Source organism: Streptomyces sp. NPDC097617, from assembly GCF_044761485.1.
Taxonomy (GTDB): domain Bacteria; phylum Actinomycetota; class Actinomycetes; order Streptomycetales; family Streptomycetaceae; genus Streptomyces.
On the sequence record NZ_JBIWCL010000032.1, the window covers coordinates 62,986 to 83,272 of the forward strand.

Here is a 20,287-nt window from a genome sequence, read left to right on the forward strand (position 1 = left end):
TGTTGGCCGGTCGGCGGTGATGAGGGCGAGGATCTGTCCTCATGAGTGACAACAGCGAGGACACGGAACGTACGAAGCGACTGGTCGCGGCCTGGCGCGGGGCGGATCGGCGGCTGTCCCGCAGCCTGCTGGAGCCCACGGTGGGCGAGCTGCTCGGCTCGCTCGCCCGGGCCCCCCACGACCTGGACGGGCCGGCCGACGTCTACGGCGACGGGATCGTCACCGAGCTGGAGCGCAGGGTCGCGGAGCTGCTGGGGACCGAGGACGCGGCGTTCTTCCCCAGCGGGACGATGGCCCAGCAGATCGCGCTGCGCTGCTGGGCGGGCCGGACCGGGAACCCGGTGGTGGCGCTGCACCCGATGAGCCATCCGGAGCGCTGGGAGGGCGACGCCCTGTCCGAGGTCTCCGGCCTGCGGGTGGCGCACCCGACGACGGAGGCGCGCCAGCCGTCGGCCGAGGAGGTCACCGAGCTGCGGGAGCCCTTCGGCACGCTGATGGTGGAGCTGCCGCTGCGGGACGCGGGCTTCCTGCTGCCGACCTGGGAGGAGCTGGAGGCGCTGACGGCGGCGGCCCGGGAGCGGGACGCGGTCGTCCACTTCGACGGGGCCCGGCTGTGGGAGTCCACCGTCCACTTCGGGCGCACGCTGCCGGAGATCGCGGGGCTCGCGGACTCGGTCTACGTCTCGTTCTACAAGTCGCTCGGCGGCCTGAGCGGGGCGGCGCTGGCGGGGCCGCGGGCGTTCGTGGAGGAGACCAGGGTCTGGCGCCACCGCTACGGCGGCCAGATCTTCCGGCAGTTCCCACAGGTCCTCGCGGCGCTGGCCGGGCTGGAAGGCGAACTGCCGCGGCTGCCGTCGTACGTCGCCCAGGCGCGGATGGTGGCCGCGGCGCTGCGGTCGGCGTTCGCGGACTCGGGGGTCCCGTGGGCCCGGATCAACCCGGAGGAGCCGCACACGCACCAGTTCCAGGTGTGGCTCCCGTACGAGCCGGACCGGCTGACGGAGGCGGGTCTGCGCCAGGCGGAGGAGACGGGCACGGTCCTGTTCCGCCGCTGGTCCGCGGAGGGGCCGCCGGGGCTGGCGGTGACGGAACTCGAGATCACGCAGCCGGGCCTGTCCTGGACGGAATCCGACGTCCGGGAAGCGGTCTCGGCCTTCGTGGCCCGCATCTGACGAAACCGGGGTCCGGGGCGGAGCCCCGGGGAAGGGGCGGGGAGCACACCGCGCGTTATCCGCACCCGCCCCGCTGGGACGCGGTGAACCATCGAATTCCGGGAAACTTATCGGCTCGGAACGGCCGCGGCGCTACCGTCCCTTCACGGCAATTACCGGCCACCGCGCCCGGAGGAGACACCATGACCACTCAGCCCGCGTGGCGGAAGTCCTCGTTCTGCAGCGAGGGCGACGCCTGCGTCTACGTCGCCACCGCCCCCGGAGCCCTCGTCAAGGTCGCCGACCGGGCGGACCCCGCGCACCTCGTGCTCGCCACCACCCAGGCCGCCTGGGCGGACTTCCTGCGCGCGGTGAAAGAGACCGGCTGAGGGACCCGCCGCGCCGCGCCGTGCCCACGATCAGGGGATTTTGTCCGATTAGCGCGTATCTTCGGCCCATGCCCACGCCCTACGGATCCCGCGGCGGCATGGCGTTCAGCGCCGCTGAGCTGCACCTGCTCAGGCGTCTTCTCGCCCACGCCCTTCAGTCCTCCTCGGCCCCCCTGGCGGCCGAGGAGGTCCAGGACTGCCTGCGCCTGGCGCAGTCGGTGGACGATGCGGTCCAGGAGGCGGGCCGGCTCAGAGCGTTCCTCCTCGAGGACCTCGCCCGCTACCGCGGCGCCCTGCCCGGCAGCCTCTCCGGCTACCTGGAGCTGCTGCAGGACGCCCTGGCCGCCGGGTACGAACCGGAGCCCGACGACCTCGCCGCCCTGCGCGCGCTCCGCGCCAACCCGGTCGCGGCCGCGCTGCTGGAGCGGGTCCGGACGGTCGCGGAGCGCTCCGTACGGCGGCGGCTGTCGACCACCCCCGCGCCCCGGACCCGGCTGCTGGCCCTCGCCGGCGGCAAGGAGAAGGACGGGCAGCCGCCGCGTCCCGCCCCGCAGCCCAAGGAGGAGCCGCGCCCCGAGCGGCCGATCCCGACCCCCGGCGAGGTGTTCCCGCCGCGCCGCAAGCCCGCCCCGCCCCCGGCGGCCGGGCGGGCCGCGGGGTAGCTACGCTGTGGGCATGGACTACGTCTCCGCGCTCGTGCCCCCCTTCGTGATGGCCGCGTTCTTCATCGCTCTCGTCGTGACGATCGTGAAGAGCCAGGGCGGCGCCAACAAGGCCAAGGAGGACGCGGCGGTCGACGCCGTGATCGCCCGGGCCGAGGCCACCCAGCAGCAGAAGTAACCCCTCAGGGCGTGTGGCCGCACCGGCCGCGCGCCCGATTTTGTTGCGCGTTGCCGAGCGAATGGCCGGGCAATTCCGCACAAGCCGCACTATCGTGCTGTTGTGCCTCGCCCACTGGGAGATCTCGAAGACGCCGTCATGACGCGGGTGTGGCAGTGGAACCGCCCGGTCACCGTCCGAGAAGTACTGGAAGACCTCCAGCAGGAACGGTCCATCGCGTACACCACGGTGATGACCGTTATGGACAATCTCCATCAGAAGGGCTGGGTCCGCCGGGAAGCCGAAGGCCGCGCCTATCGATATACGGCGGTCTCCACCCGCGCCGCCTACTCCGCCGCGTTGATGAACGAAGCCTGGTCGACGAGTGACAGCCCGGCGGCCGCCCTCGTCGCCTTCTTCGGCATGATGTCCGCGGAACAGCGCGAAGCCCTCCGTGACGCCGTGCGGGTCGTGCAGCACGATGACGAGTCCGGCGCGGAATCGGCCGCCGAGCCTCCTGCTCCGCCCGCCGCCGAGCCTCCCGCTCCGCCCGCGGCCGAAGGGGACTCCGCCGAGCGCCCGGAGGCGCCGGGGCGATAGCGTCCGCAGCCATGGGAGAGTTTTCCACTGCACATGCAGAAACAGTGACGATCCGCCGCGCACGCACGCGTGATGTTCCCGCGCTGCGCCGCCTCCTCGACCAGTACGTGCAGCAGCGCATCCTGCTCGACAAAGCACCGGTCGTCCTTTACGAGGACATCCAGGAGTTCTGGGTCGCGGAACGCGAGTCCGACGGCCAGGTCGTCGGCTGCGGCGCTCTCCACGTGATGTGGGAAGACCTTGCCGAAGTACGCACTCTCGCCGTCGACCGCGACTTGAAGGGCGGCGGAGTCGGGCATCAGGTGCTGGGCCAGTTGTTGCGCACCGCCCGTACGCTCGGGGTGAGCCGGGTTTTCTGCCTGACCTTCGAAGTCGAGTTCTTCGCGAAGCACGGCTTCGTCGAGATCGGCGAGACCCCGGTCAAGACCGATGTCTACATGGAGCTCCTGCGTTCCTATGACGAGGGTGTCGCCGAGTTCCTCGGTCTCGAACGAGTGAAGCCGAACACCTTGGGCAACAGTCGGATGCTTCTGCACCTCTGATCCATGGCCTCAGCTTTTCCGGCGCTCTGCGCACCTGTGGCCTATGTCCGAATCGCGCACGTTTCCCGCCCTGTTGCGGTCTCGAACCTCTCCCCGGGGGTTTGTGTTTTCCAGGCAAAAGCGGTTTCCTTTCCGCGTACTGCTTTTCGATGAAAGGAAATCCCGGTGGCACAGAAGGTTCAGGTCCTTCTTGTCGACGACCTCGACGGTGGCGAGGCGGACGAGACGGTGACGTTCGCTCTGGATGGCAAGACCTACGAGATCGACCTCACCACCGCCAACGCTGAAAAGCTCCGCGGTCTGCTCGACCCGTACACCAAGGGCGGCCGCCGCACCGGTGGCCGTGCCAACGCCGCCCGCGCCAAGGGCCGCGGCTCCGTGGCGACCGGTCACCCGGACACCGCGGAGATCCGCGCGTGGGCCAAGGAGAACAACTACAACGTGAACGATCGAGGTCGCGTCCCGGCCGAGATCCGCGAGGCCTACGAGAAGGCCAAGGGCTGACGGAACCCCGTCGTACGCCGGCCCAGGCGCGCCCGGTGACATTCCGTCGCCGCCGTCGCCACCAGGCGTACGAGGTCGGGCCCGCGAGCGGGTCCGGCGGCCAGCCCGGGACCGGGCAGGGCCGGCAGCAGTGCCTCACACCCCTGCTCGGGGGGTCGCAGCCACACGGCGGCCCCCCGAGGGCTTTCTCCCGGGGGTGGCCCCGGGGGAGCCGGGGCGGTGATCCGGCCACCCGCACCCAGGGCGGTCAGATCGAGGGCGACCCCGCCCCATTCCAGCCAGTCGAGCAGCCCCTCCAGCTCGTCCGCGCTGCCCGCGGCCACCAGGAACCGCATCCGGCGCCCCATCAGCGCCACCGGACCCGTGGCGACCGGCCTGCGCAGCAGCGCCGCTCCCGCGTCGGACGGCAGCTCCAGCACGTCGAACCACACCCCGGTCGCGAGCTGGGCGGGAGGCCCGCCGGTGACCGTCCAGCCGAGCACCCTCCCGTACCAGGAGGCGCAGGCGTCCTCCTCGGGCGCCGTGCGGGGCGGAGGCACGAGCGACGGGGCGAGCGGCGGGAGGGTTACGGCCATGTCCGGAGCAACTTCCGAAACGCCCCGGGGTTACGCTCAATGTGACAGACCGCACGCATCACCATGCGGAACGTAAACGTCCGTGATGGCCGGAGTCCCGCATTCGGGACGCAACTGTGTTCGCCCTTAGCGGAGGGAACCGGTGCTACCGGCATGGAGTGTCAGTCCTTACGGGTAAGACATTCCTAGTGGATCGGGGCGACACGCTGATTTGACGGGCCTCCGTTCGCCGTCGGCGTACACGCATGACGGGTATCTGCCTGGCCTGCGGGAACATCGTCTCGCACCATCGAGTTGGAGCAGTTGTCGGCTCTTCAAGCCGGTTTTCCCGCTGATGCAGGGGTGAGCCGCGGACGGATGTCGGCAGTTGGAATGAGCTGTCCCGCCCCGCGGGACTAGCATGCGGAAGGACAGGGCGGGGACCGACCCCGAACTGCCCGACCGCTCTGAGGAGCGATAAACGATGTTCGAGAGGTTCACCGACCGCGCGCGGCGGGTTGTCGTCCTGGCTCAGGAAGAAGCCCGGATGCTCAACCACAACTACATCGGCACCGAGCACATCCTCCTGGGCTTGATCCACGAGGGTGAGGGTGTCGCCGCTAAGGCCCTGGAGAGCCTCGGGATTTCGCTCGAGGCTGTTCGCCAGCAGGTTGAGGAGATCATCGGTCAGGGGCAGCAGGCCCCGTCCGGCCACATCCCCTTCACCCCGCGGGCGAAGAAGGTCCTGGAGCTTTCGCTCCGAGAGGCCCTCCAGCTCGGCCACAACTACATCGGCACCGAGCACATCCTGCTCGGCCTGATCCGCGAGGGCGAGGGCGTCGCCGCCCAGGTCCTCGTGAAGCTGGGCGCCGATCTCAACCGAGTCCGGCAGCAGGTCATCCAGCTGCTCTCCGGCTACACCGGCGGAGGCAAGGAATCGGCCACGGCCGGCGGCCCGGCCGAGGGCACGCCCTCGACCTCGCTCGTCCTGGACCAGTTCGGCCGCAACCTCACCCAGGCGGCCCGCGAATCCAAGCTCGACCCGGTCATCGGGCGCGAGAAGGAGATCGAGCGGGTCATGCAGGTGCTGTCCCGCCGTACGAAGAACAACCCGGTCCTCATCGGCGAGCCCGGCGTCGGCAAGACCGCCGTCGTCGAGGGCCTGGCCCAGGCGATCGTCAAGGGCGAGGTTCCCGAGACGCTCAAGGACAAGCACCTCTACACGCTTGACCTCGGCGCCCTGGTCGCGGGTTCCCGCTACCGCGGTGACTTCGAGGAGCGCCTGAAGAAGGTGCTCAAGGAGATCCGCACCCGCGGCGACATCATCCTGTTCATCGACGAGCTCCACACCCTCGTGGGTGCGGGTGCCGCCGAGGGCGCGATCGACGCCGCGAGCATCCTGAAGCCCATGCTGGCCCGTGGTGAGCTGCAGACCATCGGTGCCACGACACTCGACGAGTACCGCAAGCACCTCGAGAAGGACGCGGCCCTCGAGCGCCGCTTCCAGCCGATCCAGGTGGCGGAGCCTTCCCTCCCCCACACGATCGAAATCCTCAAGGGCCTGCGCGACCGCTACGAGGCCCACCACCGCGTCTCCATCACGGACGAGGCCCTCGTCCAGGCGGCGACGCTGGCGGACCGGTACATCTCGGACCGCTTCCTCCCGGACAAGGCGATCGACCTGATCGACGAGGCCGGCTCCAGGATGCGCATCCGCCGGATGACCGCGCCGCCGGACCTCCGCGAGTTCGACGAGAAGATCGCGGGCGTGCGCCGCGACAAGGAGTCGGCCATCGACTCCCAGGACTTCGAGAAGGCAGCCTCTCTCCGCGACAAGGAGAAGCAGCTGCTGGCGGCGAAGACCAAGCGCGAGAAGGAATGGAAGGCCGGCGACATGGACGTCGTCGCCGAGGTCGACGGCGAGCTCATCGCCGAAGTCCTCGCGACCGCGACCGGCATTCCCGTCTTCAAGCTCACCGAGGAGGAGTCCTCGCGACTGCTCCGCATGGAGGACGAGCTCCACCGTCGGGTCATCGGCCAGAAGGACGCCATCAAGGCGCTCTCCCAGGCGATCCGCCGTACCCGTGCGGGTCTGAAGGACCCGAAGCGTCCGGGTGGCTCGTTCATCTTCGCCGGTCCGTCCGGTGTCGGTAAGACCGAGCTCTCCAAGACGCTCGCCGAATTCCTCTTCGGCGACGAGGACGCGCTGATCTCCCTCGACATGTCGGAGTTCAGCGAGAAGCACACGGTTTCCCGTCTCTTCGGTTCGCCCCCCGGCTACGTGGGCTACGAAGAGGGCGGCCAGCTCACCGAGAAGGTGCGCCGGAAGCCGTTCTCCGTCGTCCTCTTCGACGAGGTCGAGAAGGCCCACCCGGATATCTTCAATTCCCTTCTCCAGATCCTGGAGGACGGTCGTCTGACCGACTCCCAGGGCCGGGTCGTGGACTTCAAGAACACGGTCATCATCATGACGACCAACCTGGGTACGCGGGACATCTCGAAGGGCTTCAACCTGGGCTTCGCGGCGCAGGGAGACACCAAGTCCGGATACGACCGGATGAAGGCGAAGGTCAACGAAGAGCTCAAGCAGCACTTCCGGCCCGAGTTCCTCAACCGTGTCGACGACACGGTCGTCTTCCACCAGCTGACCGAGGAAGACATCATCCAGATCGTCGACCTCATGATCGCCAAGGTTGACGATCGCCTCAAGGACCGCGACATGGGCATCGAGCTGAGCGGTGACGCGAAGCTCCTGCTCGCCAAGCGCGGCTACGACCCGATCATGGGCGCCCGCCCGCTGCGCCGGACCATCCAGCGCGAGATCGAGGACATGCTCTCGGAGAAGATCCTCTTCGGCGAGCTGCGTCCCGGTCAGATCGTGGTCGTCGGCAAGGAGGGTGAGGGCGAGGAAGCCAAGTTCACCTTCCGCGGCGAGGAGAAGTCGGCCATGCCGGACCTCCCCCCGATCGAGGCCACGGGCTCCGGCCCGGACCTGTCGAAGGGCGCGTAGGCGCGACACGGCACCAAAGGGGCGGCCCCGGGACTGAACAGTCCCGGGGCCGCCCCTTTTCCGTCACGGGGTCACTGCTCGTACACCATGTAGAAGGACTCGACGTCGGTCTCGGGAAAGCGCTGAGCCAACCGCTCCTCCAGATCCGGCGACAGGTCGTCCCCGTACAGCCGCAGGGTTCGCAGCGACGGCAGCCGCAGGTGCTCGACCAGGCTCGCCATGACCTCGTCCGACACGGCCAGCTCCTCCAGCTGATCCAGCCGGGACAGCTCGGCCCAGTCCGCCGGGCCGGCAGGCCTCCAACGGTGGCCGAGGTTCAGGATGCGCAGACCCGAATGTCGGCTGAGGCCCTCCAGCTGCACCGCGGCGGTGTCCAGGATCAGGGATTCGAGATCCGCTCCGGGCGCAAGGTCGCGAGCCGACCAGGGATACGGCGAATACAGCTCCAGCGAACGCAGGCGGGGCCAGCTCGCGATGGCCTCGTGCAGGCCCGGCACGGACATGCGGAGGCGGGCGACCCGCATCGGCAGGCCGTGGAGGGCCGTCACATCGGTGAGCCCGAGGCACCGGTTGATTTCCAGCACCTCGAGCGAACCCTGTCCGCGCAGGAATTCCAGGTCGCGGAGCTCTCCGAGATGGAACAGGCCCAGACTCACCACCTGGACGCGGGAGCACAGCGCGGACAGGGCGCGGACGGACACCGCATCGCGCACGATGAGCCCCGGCGGCCGCGCGAACGCGTGCAGGGCGTCGGCCTGGGTATCACGCAGGAGCTGTAGGGCGTGCGGATCATGGCGGAGGTGTTCGATCACTTCCCGGGCGTACTCCCGGGCGTCGAAGCGGCCCCACAGCGAGACCAGGGCGTGGTGGACCGCGGGCGACGGTGTGTCGCGGAAGCCCGCCAGATAGGGGATCGCCAGATCCGAGAGTGTCTCGCCGGCTGCGGCGATGGCCATGAGGGCTTCCTCCTCGCTCGCCTCGGCAGGGTCGGCCAGCAGCTCCAGTACGAGCGGTCCGGTCCGGCCCAGTTCCAGGGCCTCGTCGATGCTCCGGGGCGGCAGCAGGTGCCGCACGGCGGACTCGGCCTCGGCGCGCAGCGCGGGGTTGAGTTCCGCCGCGTACTGGAGGGAGGCGTAGGCGAGGAGCACGGACCGGTTGGGGCCACGGTCCAGCAGGGCCCGGATGATCTCGACGCGGTCGCGAGGGCGGCCCTGGGCCACCGCCATGCGGATGACGTCCTCCCACTGGTCGTCCTCCGCGTGGCCGGTCAGCTCGCCGAGGCTGCCCTCGTCCAGGGCGGCCCGGGCCCCCAGGAAGTCCTGGAAGGTGCGGTGGACGAACTCGACGGTGTCGTCCGTCGGGGCCCGCAGCAGGCCGGTGCGCTCCAGGAAGTGCGCGAAGACGGCCGGTGCCTCGCCGAGCACTTCGGCGGCCGGCACGGCGGGCAGCGCGTCCTCGATCAGCGCCTCGGCGCGGGAGCGGTCCATTTCCGTACGGCCGTTGCGGATCAGCCAGTACGCGAGCCGCTGGAGCAGCTGGAGCTGGGGCTCCTCGGCCAGTTCCGGCAGCCGCAGGCCGCGCTCGCGGTCCCGGCGGTGCAGGAGCATCGACAGGGCGGCCGCGTACAGCTCCTTGCGGCCGGTGGGCAGGAATCCCCGGCGTTCCCGGTGCAGGGCGCAGATCATCCCGCACAGCAGCGGATTGGTGGCCAGCCTGGCCAGGTCCGGCTTCCTGGCGACGGAGTCCAGCAGCTGCTCCCGGTACTCCGGCGGGGCGTGGTCGGCGGCCGAGTGCCAGCGCTCGATGAAGGCCCGTACGTTCGCCGGGCTCATCGGGGTGAGGACCACCTCGGTGAAGTCCACGGCGGCCAGCCAGTCCTGCCGGACCGCCGTGGGGCGGGAGGTCACCAGCCAGCGGTTGCCCGGACAGGCGGTGATCAGGTCGGCGAGCCAGTCGCGGGCGCGGTTCCGCTCGGCCTCCGGGATCTCGTCGATGCCGTCGACCAGCAGCAGGGCGTGTCCGTCGCGCAGGACCCGGACCTCCCAGCCGTCCGGGGCCTCCCCGGCCAGCGGGGAGCCGGCGAGGAAGTCGCGGGGTGCGGGCAGCCGCTCGCCGTGCCGGGTCAGGGTGCGCAGCGGCAGGACGAACGGGATGATCCCCGCGCCGGGTTCCCGGGCGGCGGAAACGGCCAGCCACTGGATGAGGGTGGTCTTGCCGGATCCGGCCTCGCCGCGCAGCAGGACGCGGTGGTGCTGTGCCAGCAGCCGGTCGGCGGGCAGGGGGTAGGGGACGGGGAGCGTCTCGGCCCGAGCCGCGGAGCCCGTCCCCGGGCCCGTCCCGGAGCCCGCCCCACCCCCGGCTCCGGGGGTGGGGGAGACCTCCAGGCTCACGTAGGCGGTGTCCAGCGGCCAGTGGGAGGAGCCCGGCTCCAGGTCGAGGCCGAAGATGGTGAGGGTGCCGTGCCGCCGGGCCAGATAGTCCAGGTACCGGGCCTCGAAGGCGGTGTCGCGGCCGTCCTGCCGGGGGACCCGGGTGAGCAGCTCGTCCACCTTGGCGATGGTCTCGGCGTGCAGCCGGCTCTGCTCGACCAGGGTCGCGGCCATGAAGGTGGAGCGCTGGGTGAAGAAGTTCAGGATGTGCAGGCAGGCCAGGTCCACCAGGCGTGCGTGGAAGTGCTCGGCGTCCCGGGAGAGCCCGGGGTGCGGGGCGGCGGCCCGGAGCCTGCGGGCGAAGGCCTGCGGTCCGAGGCGCACGGCCTCCACGTCGGAGAGGGCGAGGTCGCCCAGGGCGTGCAGGGTGGCGGCGAGGGCGGCCGCCACGCCCGTTTCCTCGCCGGGCGGCAGGGGCTGTTCCCCGGGGGCCCGTAAGGCTTCCTTCACCAGGTGGTCGGCGAGTTTGCGCAGGTCCGCCTGGTCGAGGCCGCGTTTCTCGCGCCACGCCACGTAGGAGGAGATCCGCAGCGGCCGGTCCACCAGGCCCGCGCCCGCCCCCTCCTGCCGGAAGAGCTTCCTGACGAGGGGCGTCACGACCGCCGAGGCCAACCGGATCCCCACCACCGATGCGTCCACGAGGCTGGAGCCTAGTGACCTGGGTCGCAATCGGCCCTGCTTTCGCCGGGGCCGGTGTTCCAGGGCCGGTGACAAGCCGCACAGGACAAACTGGACGTACTAGGTTGATTCGTAGATCAAATGGACCCCGCAGCAGGACCTTCGCCCCTGGAAAACCGCCGTCAACAGGCCGGAGAGCCCGGACGTCGCTACGAGTTCGGGTAGTAATCGGGAGGTTTGGGGAAGTACGGGGGCTCGGGTTACCAAGGATGAGCCAGCCCGGCACTCGCTTCATCGTGCCGGGTCACTTCATGCCTCTTACAGGTGTGAAACCCCCCTTGTCCCCGGCCCCGGAGGTCTGCACATGTTCGCGAAGCGCGTCAACACCCGTCGTACCCGTATCGCTGTCGGCACCACCGCTCTCGGTGCGGTGCTGGCCCTCGGGGCGGGCACGACCGCCGCGTTCGCAGACGCCCCGCAGACCGCCGTCACCGCCAAGGCGGCCGGCGCTGCCGGCGCCGCGGGTGCCGCGAAGACCGGTCTCTGGGACAAGCCGCTGGAGAAGTACACGCTGTCCGCCACCTTCGGCAAGGGCGGCAACATGTGGTCCCACAAGCACTCCGGCCAGGACTTCGCCGCCCCGATCGGCACCCCGGTCAAGGCCGCGGCCGCCGGCGTGGTCGTCAAGGCCGGCCCGAACGGCGGCGGCGACGGCCCCGCGTACGGCAACGCCATCGTGATCAAGCACGCCAACAACACGTACTCGCAGTACGCGCACCTCTCGAAGATTCAGGTCAAGATCGGCCAGAAGCTCAAGGCGTCGCAGCGGATCGCCCTGTCCGGCAACACCGGCAACTCCAGCGGCCCGCACCTGCACTTCGAGATCCGCACCACCCCGAACTACGGCTCCGCCGTCAACCCGGTGGCCTTCCTGCGCACCAACGGCGTCAGCATCTGATCCGCCGGATCTGATCCACCCCGCTCGACCCTGATTCACCGCCGCCCCGCGGCGCACGTCGTACCGGCCGACCCGCCCTGCTCACCGATCAGGTGAGCAGCCAGGCATGGGTCGGCTTCGGCGCGGGGGAGAGCTTCCCTTCGTTGTACCCGGCGGCCTGCTCCGCCGTGAAGGCCATGTTGTAGACCTTGATGTTGTGCAGGGCACCCTGCCACGCACCGGTCCAGATGTTGTGGTGCCTGGACCGGCCGAGCTGGAGCGGACCGGGAGCCTGCCAGATGGGCGGTACCGGGGTCTCGCCGGCCGCCTTGCCGTCCACGTAAAGGGCGATGGCCTTCTTCTCGGCGTCGTAGGTGGCCATCAGCAGCGTGGGGGTCTTCACCATGCTGAGCCCCTCCACGGCGACGGTTTTCGTCGTGGCCTCGGCGCCCTGGTCGCCGGTCTGCACGCGGAAGATCCAGGCCTGCTTGCCGTTCACCTCGTTCACGCCGAGCTCGAAGGAGAACGACTCCCCGTCGCCCTGGCTCATGATGATCCGCGAGCCCTTGGTGGCGGAGTTGTAGGCCCGGGCCGTGAGGGTGAAGCTCTTGGTCACGTCCACGACCGGCTCGGCGGACTGCGCCCACGAGTTCGCGTTGCCCTTGCCGACGACCTGGAACCGCTTGCCCAGCGGGCCGACCTTGAGGTCGGGGCCCAGCCGGATGCCCGTCTTGCCGTAGCTGTCGCGCAGCAGGGTGTCGTCGCCCGCGACGGTGGCGGTGTAGGCGGTGGGAGAGGATTCGCCCGTCTCGGGCGGGGCGGTCGACGTCGAGGGCTGGGCGTCCGGCTGGCCGTCGTCACCGCTGTCGCCCAGCAGGAAGAACGTTCCGCCACCGGCCAGCAGGGCCAGTACGGTCACCCCGCCGACCAGCATCCACCGCCGCTTCTTGCGCCGCTCGGCCGCCGAGCGGTCGGCCATGGCATCCCAGTCCGGCTGCTGCGACGAGCCGGGCAGCTCCGGACCGGCCAGCCTCGTGAAGCCCGGCTGGGCCGGGGCCGGGGTCGGCTGCCACTGGTCACCTGCCGTGTCCGGCTGCCACTGGTCACCTGCCGTGTCCGGCTGCCACTGGTCACCTGCCGTGTCCGGCTGCCACTGGTCACCTGCCGTGTCCGGCTGCTGGTACGGGTTCGGCTGCTGCCCGGCCGGCGGGTAGCCGTAGTTCCCGGCGGAGGACGGGTAGCCGTAGCCGCCCTGGGCGGGCGGTCCCGGCGGGAACCCGTATCCGCCACTCCCGGGGGCGGACTCGGGGTGCGGGTGGCTCGGGGGATTCGTACCGTCGGTCATGCCAGGGATGCTAAGTCACGGACCCCCTGGTGGGCACAGCCCGGTACCCGTCCCGTCCGACCCGCCCCGGTTCAGCCCTGCGCCGGCCCCAGGATCGGGAAGCTGCCCGTCGCCGTCGGCGCGTGCTCCGGCAGCCACAGCACCGCCACGGCACCCGCCGCCGCGCCCTGGCGCTCCAGACCGCCCCGGGCCGCCACGTTACGGAACGTCAGCCGGGCGCCCAGCACCCGCGCCTGGCCCTCCGCGATGGTCAGCCCCAGCCCGTGCCCCACGCCCGCGCGGTCCGTCGAGCCGGTGCGGAAGCGGCTGGGCCCCTCGCGCAGCAGCGCCTCGGGGAAGCCCGGCCCGTGGTCCCGGACCCGTACGACCCGGCCCTCGACGTCGACCTGGATCGGCGGCTGCCCGTAACGCGCCGCATTGGCCAGCAGGTTGCCCAGGATCCGCTCCAGGCGCCGCGGGTCGGTGCTCACGATCTCGTCGGCGACGATCCGTACGGTCGCCTCCGGCATCAGCGACGTGACCCGCCGGCTCACGAACTCGCCCAGCGCCACGTCCTGGAGCTCCGCCCGCTCCGACGCGCTGTCCAGCCGGGCCACCTCCAGTACGTCCTCGACCAGCGCGCGCAGCGCTTGCGCCCGGTCCCGCACCAGCTCGGTGGGTCGCCCCGGAGGCAGCAGTTCCGCCGCCGTGAGCAGGCCCGTCACCGGCGTCCGCAGCTCGTGCGCGATGTCCGCGGTCACCCGCCGCTCGGCCTCCAGCCGCTGCTGGAGGGCATCGGCCATGGCGTCGACGGCCCGCGCGAGGTCGTCCGTCTCGTCGCGGACGACGCCGCCGACCGCGTCCCGGACGCGTACGTCGGGATCACCGTGTGCCACCCGCTGCGCGGCGGCCGCGGCCTTGCGCAGCCTGCGCGAGATCTGCCCGCCGATGAGCACGCCGAGCGCCGAGCCGCCGATGACGGCGGACAGTCCGCCGATCAGCAGGGCCCGGTCCAGGTCGGGGAGCAGGTTCGCGCTCTCCCGGAACGGCGTGTGCAGCGACAGCACCTGCCCGTTCCCGAGCGGCACGGCCGCCCACACCTCGGGCAGTCCGCCCTGCGGCCGCTCCTGGATGTAGGTCCCGCGCCGGCCCGACTGCGCCTTGTGCCGCAGCTCGGAGGGAAGTTCGGGATCGTTGAGCTTGGCGCCCATGGGCGGCTTGCGGCCGGCCTCGGCATTGCGCGAGATGAACTGCACGCGGTCCAGCTGCACTTCGCGGGCGTTCTCCAGCATCGACACGCGGGCAGCGCTGTGCACCACCAGACTCAGCGCGATCGTGACGAGGGCGCCCACGGAGGCGATGGCGACCGTGATCTTCCAGCGGATCCCCGTGCGGAGGGTGAACCGTCTCATGCCTTGAGCTTGTATCCGAAGCCCCGGACCGTCTCGATCCGGTCCTGGCCGATCTTGGTGCGCAGGCGCTGGACGTGGACGTCCACAACGCGGGTGTCGCCGCCCCAGTCGTAGTCCCAGACCCGCTCCAGCAGGCGGTCGCGCGACAGGACGGTGCCGGGCGCGGAGGAGAACTCCAGCAGCAGCCGCATTTCGGTCGGCGTCAGGGCCACGGCGGCGCCCGCCCGGCGGACCTCCATGCCCTCGGTGTCCACCTCCAGGTCGCCGAAGGAGAGCACTCCGCGCTCGGCGTCCGAGTCGTCGGCCCCGTTCGGGCCGCCGTTCTGCGGGCCGCCCGAGTGGTCGAAGCGGCGGAGCACGGCGCGGATGCGGGCGACGAGGACGGATCCGTCGAAGGGCTTGGTGACGTAGTCGTCGGCGCCCGCCTCCAGGCCCAGCACCACGTCGATGGAGTCGGCCCGCGCGGAAAGCATGATCACCGGGACGGTGGACTCGTCGCGGATGCGGCGGCACAGGCTCACGCCGTCCATGCCCGGGACCATCACGTCCAGCAGCGCGATGTCGGGCCGGTCCGCGCGGAAGGACTCCAGGCCGGAGAGGCCGTCGGGCATGGCCGTGACCACGAACCCGTCGCGTTCCAGCGCCAGGGTCGTGGCCTCACGGATGACGTCGTCGTCCTCCACGAACAGGACATGGGTCTCGGCCATGCGGGAGCCTCGCCTCGGTTCTTCTGTGCTCAGTTCTTCTGACTCGTGACCGGGGCGGGCGGGACTCCGCCGTCGACCACGTTGCTGTACTCCGAGTGAACTCGGTCCTGCTCGGTGAACTTCTCCCCGTTCCAGCGGTACGTGATCACGTCCTCGCCCGACGGATAGGCGAGCGCGTCGCTCTTTCCGTAGACCTGCTTCGTGACCACGAGGTCGCCGCGGTCGATCTCCGCGTAGACGGGTGGCTGTTCGTCCGAGAACACATTCTCGTACGCACCGCCGTCCTCCCGGTACACGTAGGTTCCGCGGCCCAGGGCGTCCGCGCAGGACAGGACGTTGACGACGATGTCCGCGACGGGACTGCCGGTGACCTTCCCGTAGCTCACGTCCACCGGGTACTCCTTGCCCGAACAGGGCTTGAGGTCGCGTTTGACCTCGGCGCTGACCTTGGGGTCCTTCATCAGCAGCGCGACGGGGTCGACCTTCTTCAACGCCTGGCCCGACGAGGCGGCCGAGGCCCCGGAGGAGTCCTCGGGGGCGGGCCCCGAGGGGGAGGTCCTGGACACGGCCTCGGTGCGGGCCGGGCCGCCGTCGCGCAGGCCGGTGCCGCCGGTGGCGCACCCGACCGCGAACACGGCTGTGCCGACGAGGACGACCGTCCCCGCCGACATCAGCACCAGAGAACCTCCGGACAAACCTTGGCCGTTCAGGCCGCGCACCGCTCACGCCCCTCGTACCGCATGGTGTGGTCACCGCGCTCCAGCGCACGCATGTCCAGATCCCGGCTCTCCAGCTCCTGCCGGAGGCGGGCCAGCGCGCGGTGCAGAGTGCTCTTCACGGTTCCCGCCGACATTCCGAGCGCCGCGGCCGTTTCCTCGGTGCTCATCTGCTCCCAGTGTCGCAGCACCACCACGCTGCGCTGCTTGGGCGCGAGAATCTTGAGGATGTCCATGAGGAGGGCGCGGTCGGCGCGCTGGTTGGTGCCGTCCTCGACCGAGGCGTCCGGGAGCTGGTCGGTGGGGACCTCGTCGAGCTTGCGGGCACGCCACCACTCGGTACGGGTGTTGATCATGACGCGGCGCAGGTAGGCGTCGGCCAGGGACTTGTCGGCGATGCCGTCCCAGCGGCCGTAGGTGCGTACGAGCGCGGTCTGCAGGAGGTCCTGGGCGTCGGTGGGGTCCGGAACCAGGCGCCGGGCGCTGCGCAGCAGCGCGTCCTGCCGGGTGCGTACGTACTCTTCGAATCCGAGTACCTCACCGTGCGCCATCTGAGACCGCCTCCGCCGTCGTCCACCGCTCATCCGCTGTCTTACGGATTCGAAGGTACGGAGGGGTTGTCACGGGCCTGTGCGAGCCAGCCTTCGGTGGACGCACGGACAGCCATAGGTTGTGTAACAACCCCCGTGAGCTGCGGTTTAACGGCAGGAAGCGGAATCTCGGCGTCAGCTTCGATCAGGTCCGGGGAGCAGTCTGCGGGAGCTGGTAGAGGCCTCCGTCCAGGGGCTCCACCAGTCCGTCGGAGACCAGCCCGTCCAGCGCCCGGGCCCGCTGCACCGGTTCGTCCCAGACCGTGTCGAGCACACCCTGCGGAACGGCGCCGACCGCTTCCCGCAGCACGGCGAGGAGCTTGCCGCGCACCTGGCGGTCGGTCCCGGCGTACGTCTGCCCGCGCCGCGGCGGACCTTCGTGCGCGGGCTTCCCGGCCAGGCGCCACGCGCACAGTCCGGCCACCGGGCAGCGCGCACAGTCGGGGCTCTTCGCAGTGCACACCAGCGCGCCCAGTTCCATCGAGGCCGCCGCCCAGCGGGCCGCGGTGTCCTCGTCCTCGGGCAGCAGGGCCCGGGCCAGGCGCCGCTCGGCGGCGGTCGTCGCGTTCGGCGGGTACTCGACCCCGGAAGCGGTGCGCGCGAAGACCCGCCGCACGTTCGTGTCGAGGACGGGGTGCCGCTGCCCGTACGCGAAGGAGGCCACGGCCGCCGCCGTGTACTCGCCGATCCCGGGCAGGGCCAGCAGCTGCGTGTGGTCGCGCGGTACGTCGCCGCCGTGCCGCTCCGTTATGGCGACGGCCGCGCCGTGCAGCCGCAGCGCGCGGCGCGGGTAGCCGAGCCGGCCCCAGGCCCGTACGGCCTCGCCGGAGGCCTCGGCGGCCAGGTCCGCGGGGCGGGGCCAGCGGGCGAGCCACTGCTCGTAGACCGGCAGGACCCGGCTGACGGGCGTCTGCTGGAGCATGAACTCGCTGACCATGACCCCCCAGGGGCCGGCCTCGGGGCGGCGCCAGGGCAGGTCGCGGGCGTGCTCGTCGAACCACGCGATGACGGGGGAGTGCAGTGCGTGGGAGGAGTCGGGGGATACGGCCGTGGAGGAAGCGGGGGATGCAGTCATGGCAGACGGCATCCTGGCACGTTTCACCTCCCCCGGCGCGCCGGACCGGGGCCGGTGAGCCAGACGGCGGCCGGGATCCCGCCCGCCCGGGCCGCGGTGATGACCGCGGCCGCCGGGCCGGTGAGCGCGAGGACGGCGAGGGCGGCGACCGACCCGCCGAGCAGCAGGCCGAACGCCACGTCGTGCGGGTAGTGCACGCCGACGAAGACCCGGGAGAAGGCCATCAGCAGCGCGAGCGGCACGGTCAGCGGCGCGAGTCGGCGTACGGCCATGGTGAGCGCCACCGCGGCGGCGCCCGCGAGGACCGCGTGGTTGCTGGGGAACGACCAGTCGCCGGGGCCCGGGCAGGGCACCAGCGAGGCCGCGGCCCCGGTGACGGCGCGGCAGGGCCGCTCCTCGTCCACCGTGGACTTCACGAACTCCGACGCGGCGTACGCGAGGACGGTGGCCACCGGCGCGAGGACGGCCAGGGCCACCGGCCGGGCGGCGCCGCGCCCGCGTGCGCGCCACCAGACGGCGGCGAAGAGCGCCCCGAAGAGCAGGAGCCCGTACCGCGTCCAGATCTCGAAGGACGATTGCACCCATGAGGGTGTCCAGTGGGCGAAATCGACGACGGCGCGGTAGGGGTCGGAACGGTCCATGCTGACCCAACATACGTAAAGCGGATTAATCTCCGCGTCAGCCCTTTGGCCGGATCTCGGCGCTCCCGATTGCGCCCGCAGGATGATCATCGGCAAATCGAGCCCACTGCGCGGCATGTGGGGCACTGATCGGGTCGCGAACTCTCGTAAAGTTCCGTCCGTGGGATCTCTGCGCAATCCGGTCGGGCCGCTCCCCTCCTCCATCTACTGGCGACGGAGGGCTGTGCTGGCTTCCGTTGTCGCGCTCCTCGCGCTCCTCGCCGTATGGACCGTCAGTTCCGGTGGGGGGAGGACGAGTACGAACGGAAAGGGCCAGGGCGGCCCCGACCCCGTCTCCTCGATCACCCCGGGTCCGGCCGGCACCGGGCCCGCCATCAGCGCGGCCCCCGGCGGGCGCCCGGACACGGGCAGTGGCGGAACCACCGGCTCCGAGGGCGGTTCCACGGGCGGCGCGGGCAAGAACGGCGAACCGGGCAGCGGCACCGCCTCGAACGGCGGCTCCGGCTCCGGCGGCGCCGCGGGCGGCCCCGCCCAGGTCCCGGCGGACTCCCCGCTGCCCACCTGCGCGCCGGGTGCGCTGCAGTGGGAGGTCAAGAGCGCGAAGAACGAGTACGAGGCGAACGAGAAGCCCCGCCTCGAACTGGTCGCGCGCAACACCTCCGGAACCACCTGCAAGGTCGGCCTCGGGCCGAAGCAGGCCGTCCTGACCATCCTTCAGGCGAGCAGCAGCAAGGCGGTGTGGTCCTCGGCGGACTGCCCGGCGGGCGCGGGCAACGCCTTCTTCCGCCTGCCGGCGCAGGGCGAGACCAAGCAGTCGCTGGACTGGGACCGCCGGTTCAGCGCGGCCGACCAGTGCCAGACGCCTCCGGCGGGGTCGGCGGCTCCGGACACCTACGTGGTCGAGGTCAAGGCCCCGGGCATGCCGGTGGCCCGCACCTCGTTCGTCCTGAAGCAGGACTAGGTCGTCTCGTTCGGATCGTGCCGGGCCGGTGCTGCCCGGCACGATCCGAACGAGCGGGCCCGGGGCCGGCTCCGGGGCGGAGCCCCGTCAGCGGCGGGTGGGCCGAGCGTCAGACGTACCGTTCCAGGATGGACGACTCGGCCAGGCGGGACAGGCCCTCGCGGACGCTCCGCGCGCGGGCCTCGCCCACCCCGTCCACGGCCTGGAGGTCGTCCACGGAAGCCGCCAGCAGCTTCTGCAGGCCCCCGAAGTGCTCCACGAGCCGCTCGATGATCGCGCCCGGCAGCCTCGGCACCTTCGCCAGCAGCCGGTATCCGCGCGGCGACACCGCCGAGTCCAGGGTCTCCGGAGAGCCCGTGTACCCGAGCGCCCGCGCCACGATCGCCAGTTCCAGCAGCTCCGGATGCGTCAGCGCGTCCAGCTCGGCCAGCGCCTCGTCCACCGTGCGGGAACGCTTCGCCGTCGGCTCCGGCACGTAGTCCCGGATGACGAGCTCCCTCTCCTGCTCGATCCCGACCGTCAGCTCGTCCAGCTGCAGCGACAGCAGTCGCCCGTCCGTGCCCAGTTCGATCACGTACTCGGCGATCTCGGTCGCGATCCGGCGGACCATTTCCAGCCGCTGCGCGACCGCCGTCACATCGCGGACCGTGACCAGGTCCTCGATCTCCAGCGCCGACAGCGTGCCCGCGACCTCGTCGAGGCGCAGCTTGTACCGCTCCAGCGTGGCCAGCGCCTGGTTCGCCCGCGACAGGATCGCCCCGGACTCCTCCAGGACCCGGCGCTCCCCGTCCACGTACAGCGCGATCAGCCGCATCGACTGCGACACCGACACCACCGGGAAGCCGCACTGCTTGGAGACGCGGTCGGCCGTGCGGTGGCGCGTACCCGTCTCCTCCGTGTGGATCGACGCGTCCGGCACCAGCTGCACACCGGCCCGCAGGATCTTGGTGATGTCCTTGTCGAGGATGAGCGCGCCGTCGAGCTTGCACAGCTCGCGCAGCCGGGTCGCGGTGAACTCCACGTCCAGGACGAAGCCGCCGGTGCACATCGCCTCGACGCTCTTGTCCATACCGAGGACGATGAGCCCGCCGGTGTTGCCGCGGACGATCCGTTCCAAGCCGTCACGCAGCGGCTGACCAGGTGCGACCGCGCTCAGCGAGGCGCGCATCATGGCCTCCTGCTTGGAGCTCGCGCCCGACTTTCCGGATGCTGCTGCCCCGTCCTTGGCTGCCACTGCACTCCTCCGGTCGCGGGTTGCGCCGCCCTGCGCCGCGGGCACGAGGACGTGCGTACGGCCGGGCGGACCAT

At 71.1% G+C, this 20,287-nt stretch carries 20 protein-coding genes; 10 read left to right on the forward strand and 10 right to left on the reverse strand.

Annotation, left to right across the window (positions count from 1 at the left end; translation table 11 throughout):
* Nucleotides 1-41 precede the first annotated feature (41 nt).
* The 7 genes from ACIQZO_RS35455 to ACIQZO_RS35485 all read left to right on the forward strand — a co-directional run bounded on the left by ACIQZO_RS35455 (nt 42) and on the right by ACIQZO_RS35485 (nt 4,005).
* Nucleotides 42-1,172, forward strand: a complete 1,131-nt coding sequence (locus ACIQZO_RS35455) for a threonine aldolase family protein (RefSeq protein WP_403634595.1) — start codon at nt 42-44, stop codon at nt 1,170-1,172.
* A gap of 182 nt (nt 1,173-1,354) precedes the next feature.
* Nucleotides 1,355-1,540, forward strand: coding sequence for a DUF397 domain-containing protein (locus ACIQZO_RS35460; protein ID WP_030389722.1), 186 nt, complete (start codon nt 1,355-1,357; stop codon nt 1,538-1,540).
* Nucleotides 1,541-1,638: 98 nt separating this feature from the next.
* Nucleotides 1,639-2,202 carry a hypothetical protein gene (locus ACIQZO_RS35465; protein WP_403634683.1) on the forward strand — a complete coding sequence of 188 codons (564 nt, stop codon included), beginning with the start codon at nt 1,639-1,641 and terminating at the stop codon, nt 2,200-2,202.
* A 13-nt stretch (nt 2,203-2,215) separates the two neighbouring features.
* A complete protein-coding gene (locus ACIQZO_RS35470; RefSeq protein ID WP_030389724.1) occupies nt 2,216-2,380 on the forward strand; it encodes a hypothetical protein in 165 nt (54 codons plus the stop codon).
* A 102-nt stretch (nt 2,381-2,482) separates the two neighbouring features.
* Nucleotides 2,483-2,959, forward strand: coding sequence for a BlaI/MecI/CopY family transcriptional regulator (locus ACIQZO_RS35475; protein WP_403634599.1), 477 nt, complete (start codon nt 2,483-2,485; stop codon nt 2,957-2,959).
* Between the two features lie 11 nt (nt 2,960-2,970).
* On the forward strand, nt 2,971-3,501 hold the full coding sequence (locus tag ACIQZO_RS35480; RefSeq protein ID WP_403634602.1) for an amino-acid N-acetyltransferase: 531 nt from the start codon (nt 2,971-2,973) through the stop codon (nt 3,499-3,501).
* Nucleotides 3,502-3,666: 165 nt separating this feature from the next.
* Nucleotides 3,667-4,005 (forward strand): Lsr2 family protein, encoded by a 339-nt coding sequence (locus ACIQZO_RS35485; RefSeq protein ID WP_398678203.1) that lies wholly within the window; start codon nt 3,667-3,669, stop codon nt 4,003-4,005.
* On the opposite strand, the gene ACIQZO_RS35490 is transcribed toward ACIQZO_RS35485, so the two are convergent.
* Nucleotides 3,984-4,580, reverse strand: a complete 597-nt coding sequence (locus ACIQZO_RS35490; protein WP_403634605.1) for an SCO3374 family protein — start codon at nt 4,578-4,580, stop codon at nt 3,984-3,986. The two genes, ACIQZO_RS35485 and ACIQZO_RS35490, sit on opposite strands and share 22 nt — an antisense overlap.
* A gap of 463 nt (nt 4,581-5,043) precedes the next feature.
* On the opposite strand from ACIQZO_RS35490, the gene ACIQZO_RS35495 reads away from it, so the two are divergent.
* Nucleotides 5,044-7,569 (forward strand): ATP-dependent Clp protease ATP-binding subunit, encoded by a 2,526-nt coding sequence (locus ACIQZO_RS35495; protein ID WP_403634608.1) that lies wholly within the window; start codon nt 5,044-5,046, stop codon nt 7,567-7,569.
* A gap of 71 nt (nt 7,570-7,640) precedes the next feature.
* Here ACIQZO_RS35495 and ACIQZO_RS35500 read toward each other — a convergent pair whose 3' ends face one another.
* Entirely contained in the window at nt 7,641-10,637 is a 2,997-nt protein-coding gene (locus tag ACIQZO_RS35500; RefSeq protein ID WP_403634611.1) for an NACHT domain-containing protein, read from the reverse strand.
* A 343-nt stretch (nt 10,638-10,980) separates the two neighbouring features.
* Between ACIQZO_RS35500 and ACIQZO_RS35505 the strand changes: the two genes are divergently transcribed.
* Complete coding sequence (locus ACIQZO_RS35505; RefSeq protein WP_403634614.1) at nt 10,981-11,574, forward strand: M23 family metallopeptidase; 594 nt, start codon at nt 10,981-10,983, stop codon at nt 11,572-11,574.
* Nucleotides 11,575-11,662: 88 nt separating this feature from the next.
* Here the strand turns inward: ACIQZO_RS35505 and ACIQZO_RS35510 are convergent, their stop codons facing one another.
* From ACIQZO_RS35510 to ACIQZO_RS35540, 7 genes are all read right to left on the reverse strand, one after another.
* Complete coding sequence (locus ACIQZO_RS35510) at nt 11,663-12,898, reverse strand: LamG-like jellyroll fold domain-containing protein (protein WP_403634617.1); 1,236 nt, start codon at nt 12,896-12,898, stop codon at nt 11,663-11,665.
* A 71-nt stretch (nt 12,899-12,969) separates the two neighbouring features.
* Nucleotides 12,970-14,289 carry a two-component system sensor histidine kinase CseC gene (gene cseC / locus ACIQZO_RS35515; protein WP_403634620.1) on the reverse strand — a complete coding sequence of 440 codons (1,320 nt, stop codon included), beginning with the start codon at nt 14,287-14,289 and terminating at the stop codon, nt 12,970-12,972.
* A complete protein-coding gene (gene cseB / locus ACIQZO_RS35520; RefSeq protein ID WP_403634623.1) occupies nt 14,286-14,996 on the reverse strand; it encodes a two-component system response regulator CseB in 711 nt (236 codons plus the stop codon). The genes cseC and cseB overlap by 4 nt, the downstream gene beginning before the upstream one ends.
* Before the next feature lie 29 nt (nt 14,997-15,025).
* Nucleotides 15,026-15,667 carry a hypothetical protein gene (locus tag ACIQZO_RS35525; protein ID WP_403634685.1) on the reverse strand — a complete coding sequence of 214 codons (642 nt, stop codon included), beginning with the start codon at nt 15,665-15,667 and terminating at the stop codon, nt 15,026-15,028.
* A gap of 35 nt (nt 15,668-15,702) precedes the next feature.
* Nucleotides 15,703-16,263, reverse strand: coding sequence for a SigE family RNA polymerase sigma factor (locus ACIQZO_RS35530; RefSeq protein ID WP_403634625.1), 561 nt, complete (start codon nt 16,261-16,263; stop codon nt 15,703-15,705).
* Between the two features lie 184 nt (nt 16,264-16,447).
* Nucleotides 16,448-17,377 carry an A/G-specific adenine glycosylase gene (locus tag ACIQZO_RS35535; RefSeq protein ID WP_403634628.1) on the reverse strand — a complete coding sequence of 310 codons (930 nt, stop codon included), beginning with the start codon at nt 17,375-17,377 and terminating at the stop codon, nt 16,448-16,450.
* A gap of 23 nt (nt 17,378-17,400) precedes the next feature.
* Entirely contained in the window at nt 17,401-18,018 is a 618-nt protein-coding gene (locus tag ACIQZO_RS35540; RefSeq protein ID WP_403634630.1) for a phosphatase PAP2 family protein, read from the reverse strand.
* Nucleotides 18,019-18,241: 223 nt separating this feature from the next.
* Here ACIQZO_RS35540 and ACIQZO_RS35545 point away from each other — a divergent pair, with 223 nt between their 5' ends.
* The gene (locus ACIQZO_RS35545) at nt 18,242-18,979 is read left to right on the forward strand and encodes a hypothetical protein (RefSeq protein WP_403634632.1); all 738 of its coding nucleotides are present in this window, start codon (nt 18,242-18,244) and stop codon (nt 18,977-18,979) included.
* A 109-nt stretch (nt 18,980-19,088) separates the two neighbouring features.
* Here ACIQZO_RS35545 and disA read toward each other — a convergent pair whose 3' ends face one another.
* Nucleotides 19,089-20,213, reverse strand: coding sequence for a DNA integrity scanning diadenylate cyclase DisA (disA, locus tag ACIQZO_RS35550; protein WP_403634635.1), 1,125 nt, complete (start codon nt 20,211-20,213; stop codon nt 19,089-19,091).
* Between the last annotated feature and the right edge of the window lie 74 nt (nt 20,214-20,287).

What these genes read in the sequence shown, in the direction of transcription:
- ACIQZO_RS35455 (WP_403634595.1), top strand. Translation starts at nt 42, where the DNA reads ATGAGTGACAACAGCGAGGACACGGAACGTACGAAGCGACTGGTCGCG.
- ACIQZO_RS35460 (WP_030389722.1), top strand. Translation starts at nt 1,355, where the DNA reads ATGACCACTCAGCCCGCGTGGCGGAAGTCCTCGTTCTGCAGCGAGGGC.
- ACIQZO_RS35465 (WP_403634683.1), top strand. Translation starts at nt 1,639, where the DNA reads ATGGCGTTCAGCGCCGCTGAGCTGCACCTGCTCAGGCGTCTTCTCGCC.
- ACIQZO_RS35470 (WP_030389724.1), top strand. Translation starts at nt 2,216, where the DNA reads ATGGACTACGTCTCCGCGCTCGTGCCCCCCTTCGTGATGGCCGCGTTC.
- ACIQZO_RS35480 (WP_403634602.1), top strand. Translation starts at nt 2,971, where the DNA reads ATGGGAGAGTTTTCCACTGCACATGCAGAAACAGTGACGATCCGCCGC.
- ACIQZO_RS35490 (WP_403634605.1), bottom strand. Translation starts at nt 4,580, where the DNA reads ATGGCCGTAACCCTCCCGCCGCTCGCCCCGTCGCTCGTGCCTCCGCCC.
- ACIQZO_RS35495 (WP_403634608.1), top strand. Translation starts at nt 5,044, where the DNA reads ATGTTCGAGAGGTTCACCGACCGCGCGCGGCGGGTTGTCGTCCTGGCT.
- ACIQZO_RS35505 (WP_403634614.1), top strand. Translation starts at nt 10,981, where the DNA reads ATGTTCGCGAAGCGCGTCAACACCCGTCGTACCCGTATCGCTGTCGGC.
- ACIQZO_RS35510 (WP_403634617.1), bottom strand. Translation starts at nt 12,898, where the DNA reads ATGACCGACGGTACGAATCCCCCGAGCCACCCGCACCCCGAGTCCGCC.
- cseC (WP_403634620.1), bottom strand. Translation starts at nt 14,289, where the DNA reads ATGAGACGGTTCACCCTCCGCACGGGGATCCGCTGGAAGATCACGGTC.
- cseB (WP_403634623.1), bottom strand. Translation starts at nt 14,996, where the DNA reads ATGGCCGAGACCCATGTCCTGTTCGTGGAGGACGACGACGTCATCCGT.
- ACIQZO_RS35525 (WP_403634685.1), bottom strand. Translation starts at nt 15,667, where the DNA reads ATGTCGGCGGGGACGGTCGTCCTCGTCGGCACAGCCGTGTTCGCGGTC.
- ACIQZO_RS35530 (WP_403634625.1), bottom strand. Translation starts at nt 16,263, where the DNA reads ATGGCGCACGGTGAGGTACTCGGATTCGAAGAGTACGTACGCACCCGG.
- ACIQZO_RS35535 (WP_403634628.1), bottom strand. Translation starts at nt 17,377, where the DNA reads ATGACTGCATCCCCCGCTTCCTCCACGGCCGTATCCCCCGACTCCTCC.
- ACIQZO_RS35540 (WP_403634630.1), bottom strand. Translation starts at nt 18,018, where the DNA reads ATGGACCGTTCCGACCCCTACCGCGCCGTCGTCGATTTCGCCCACTGG.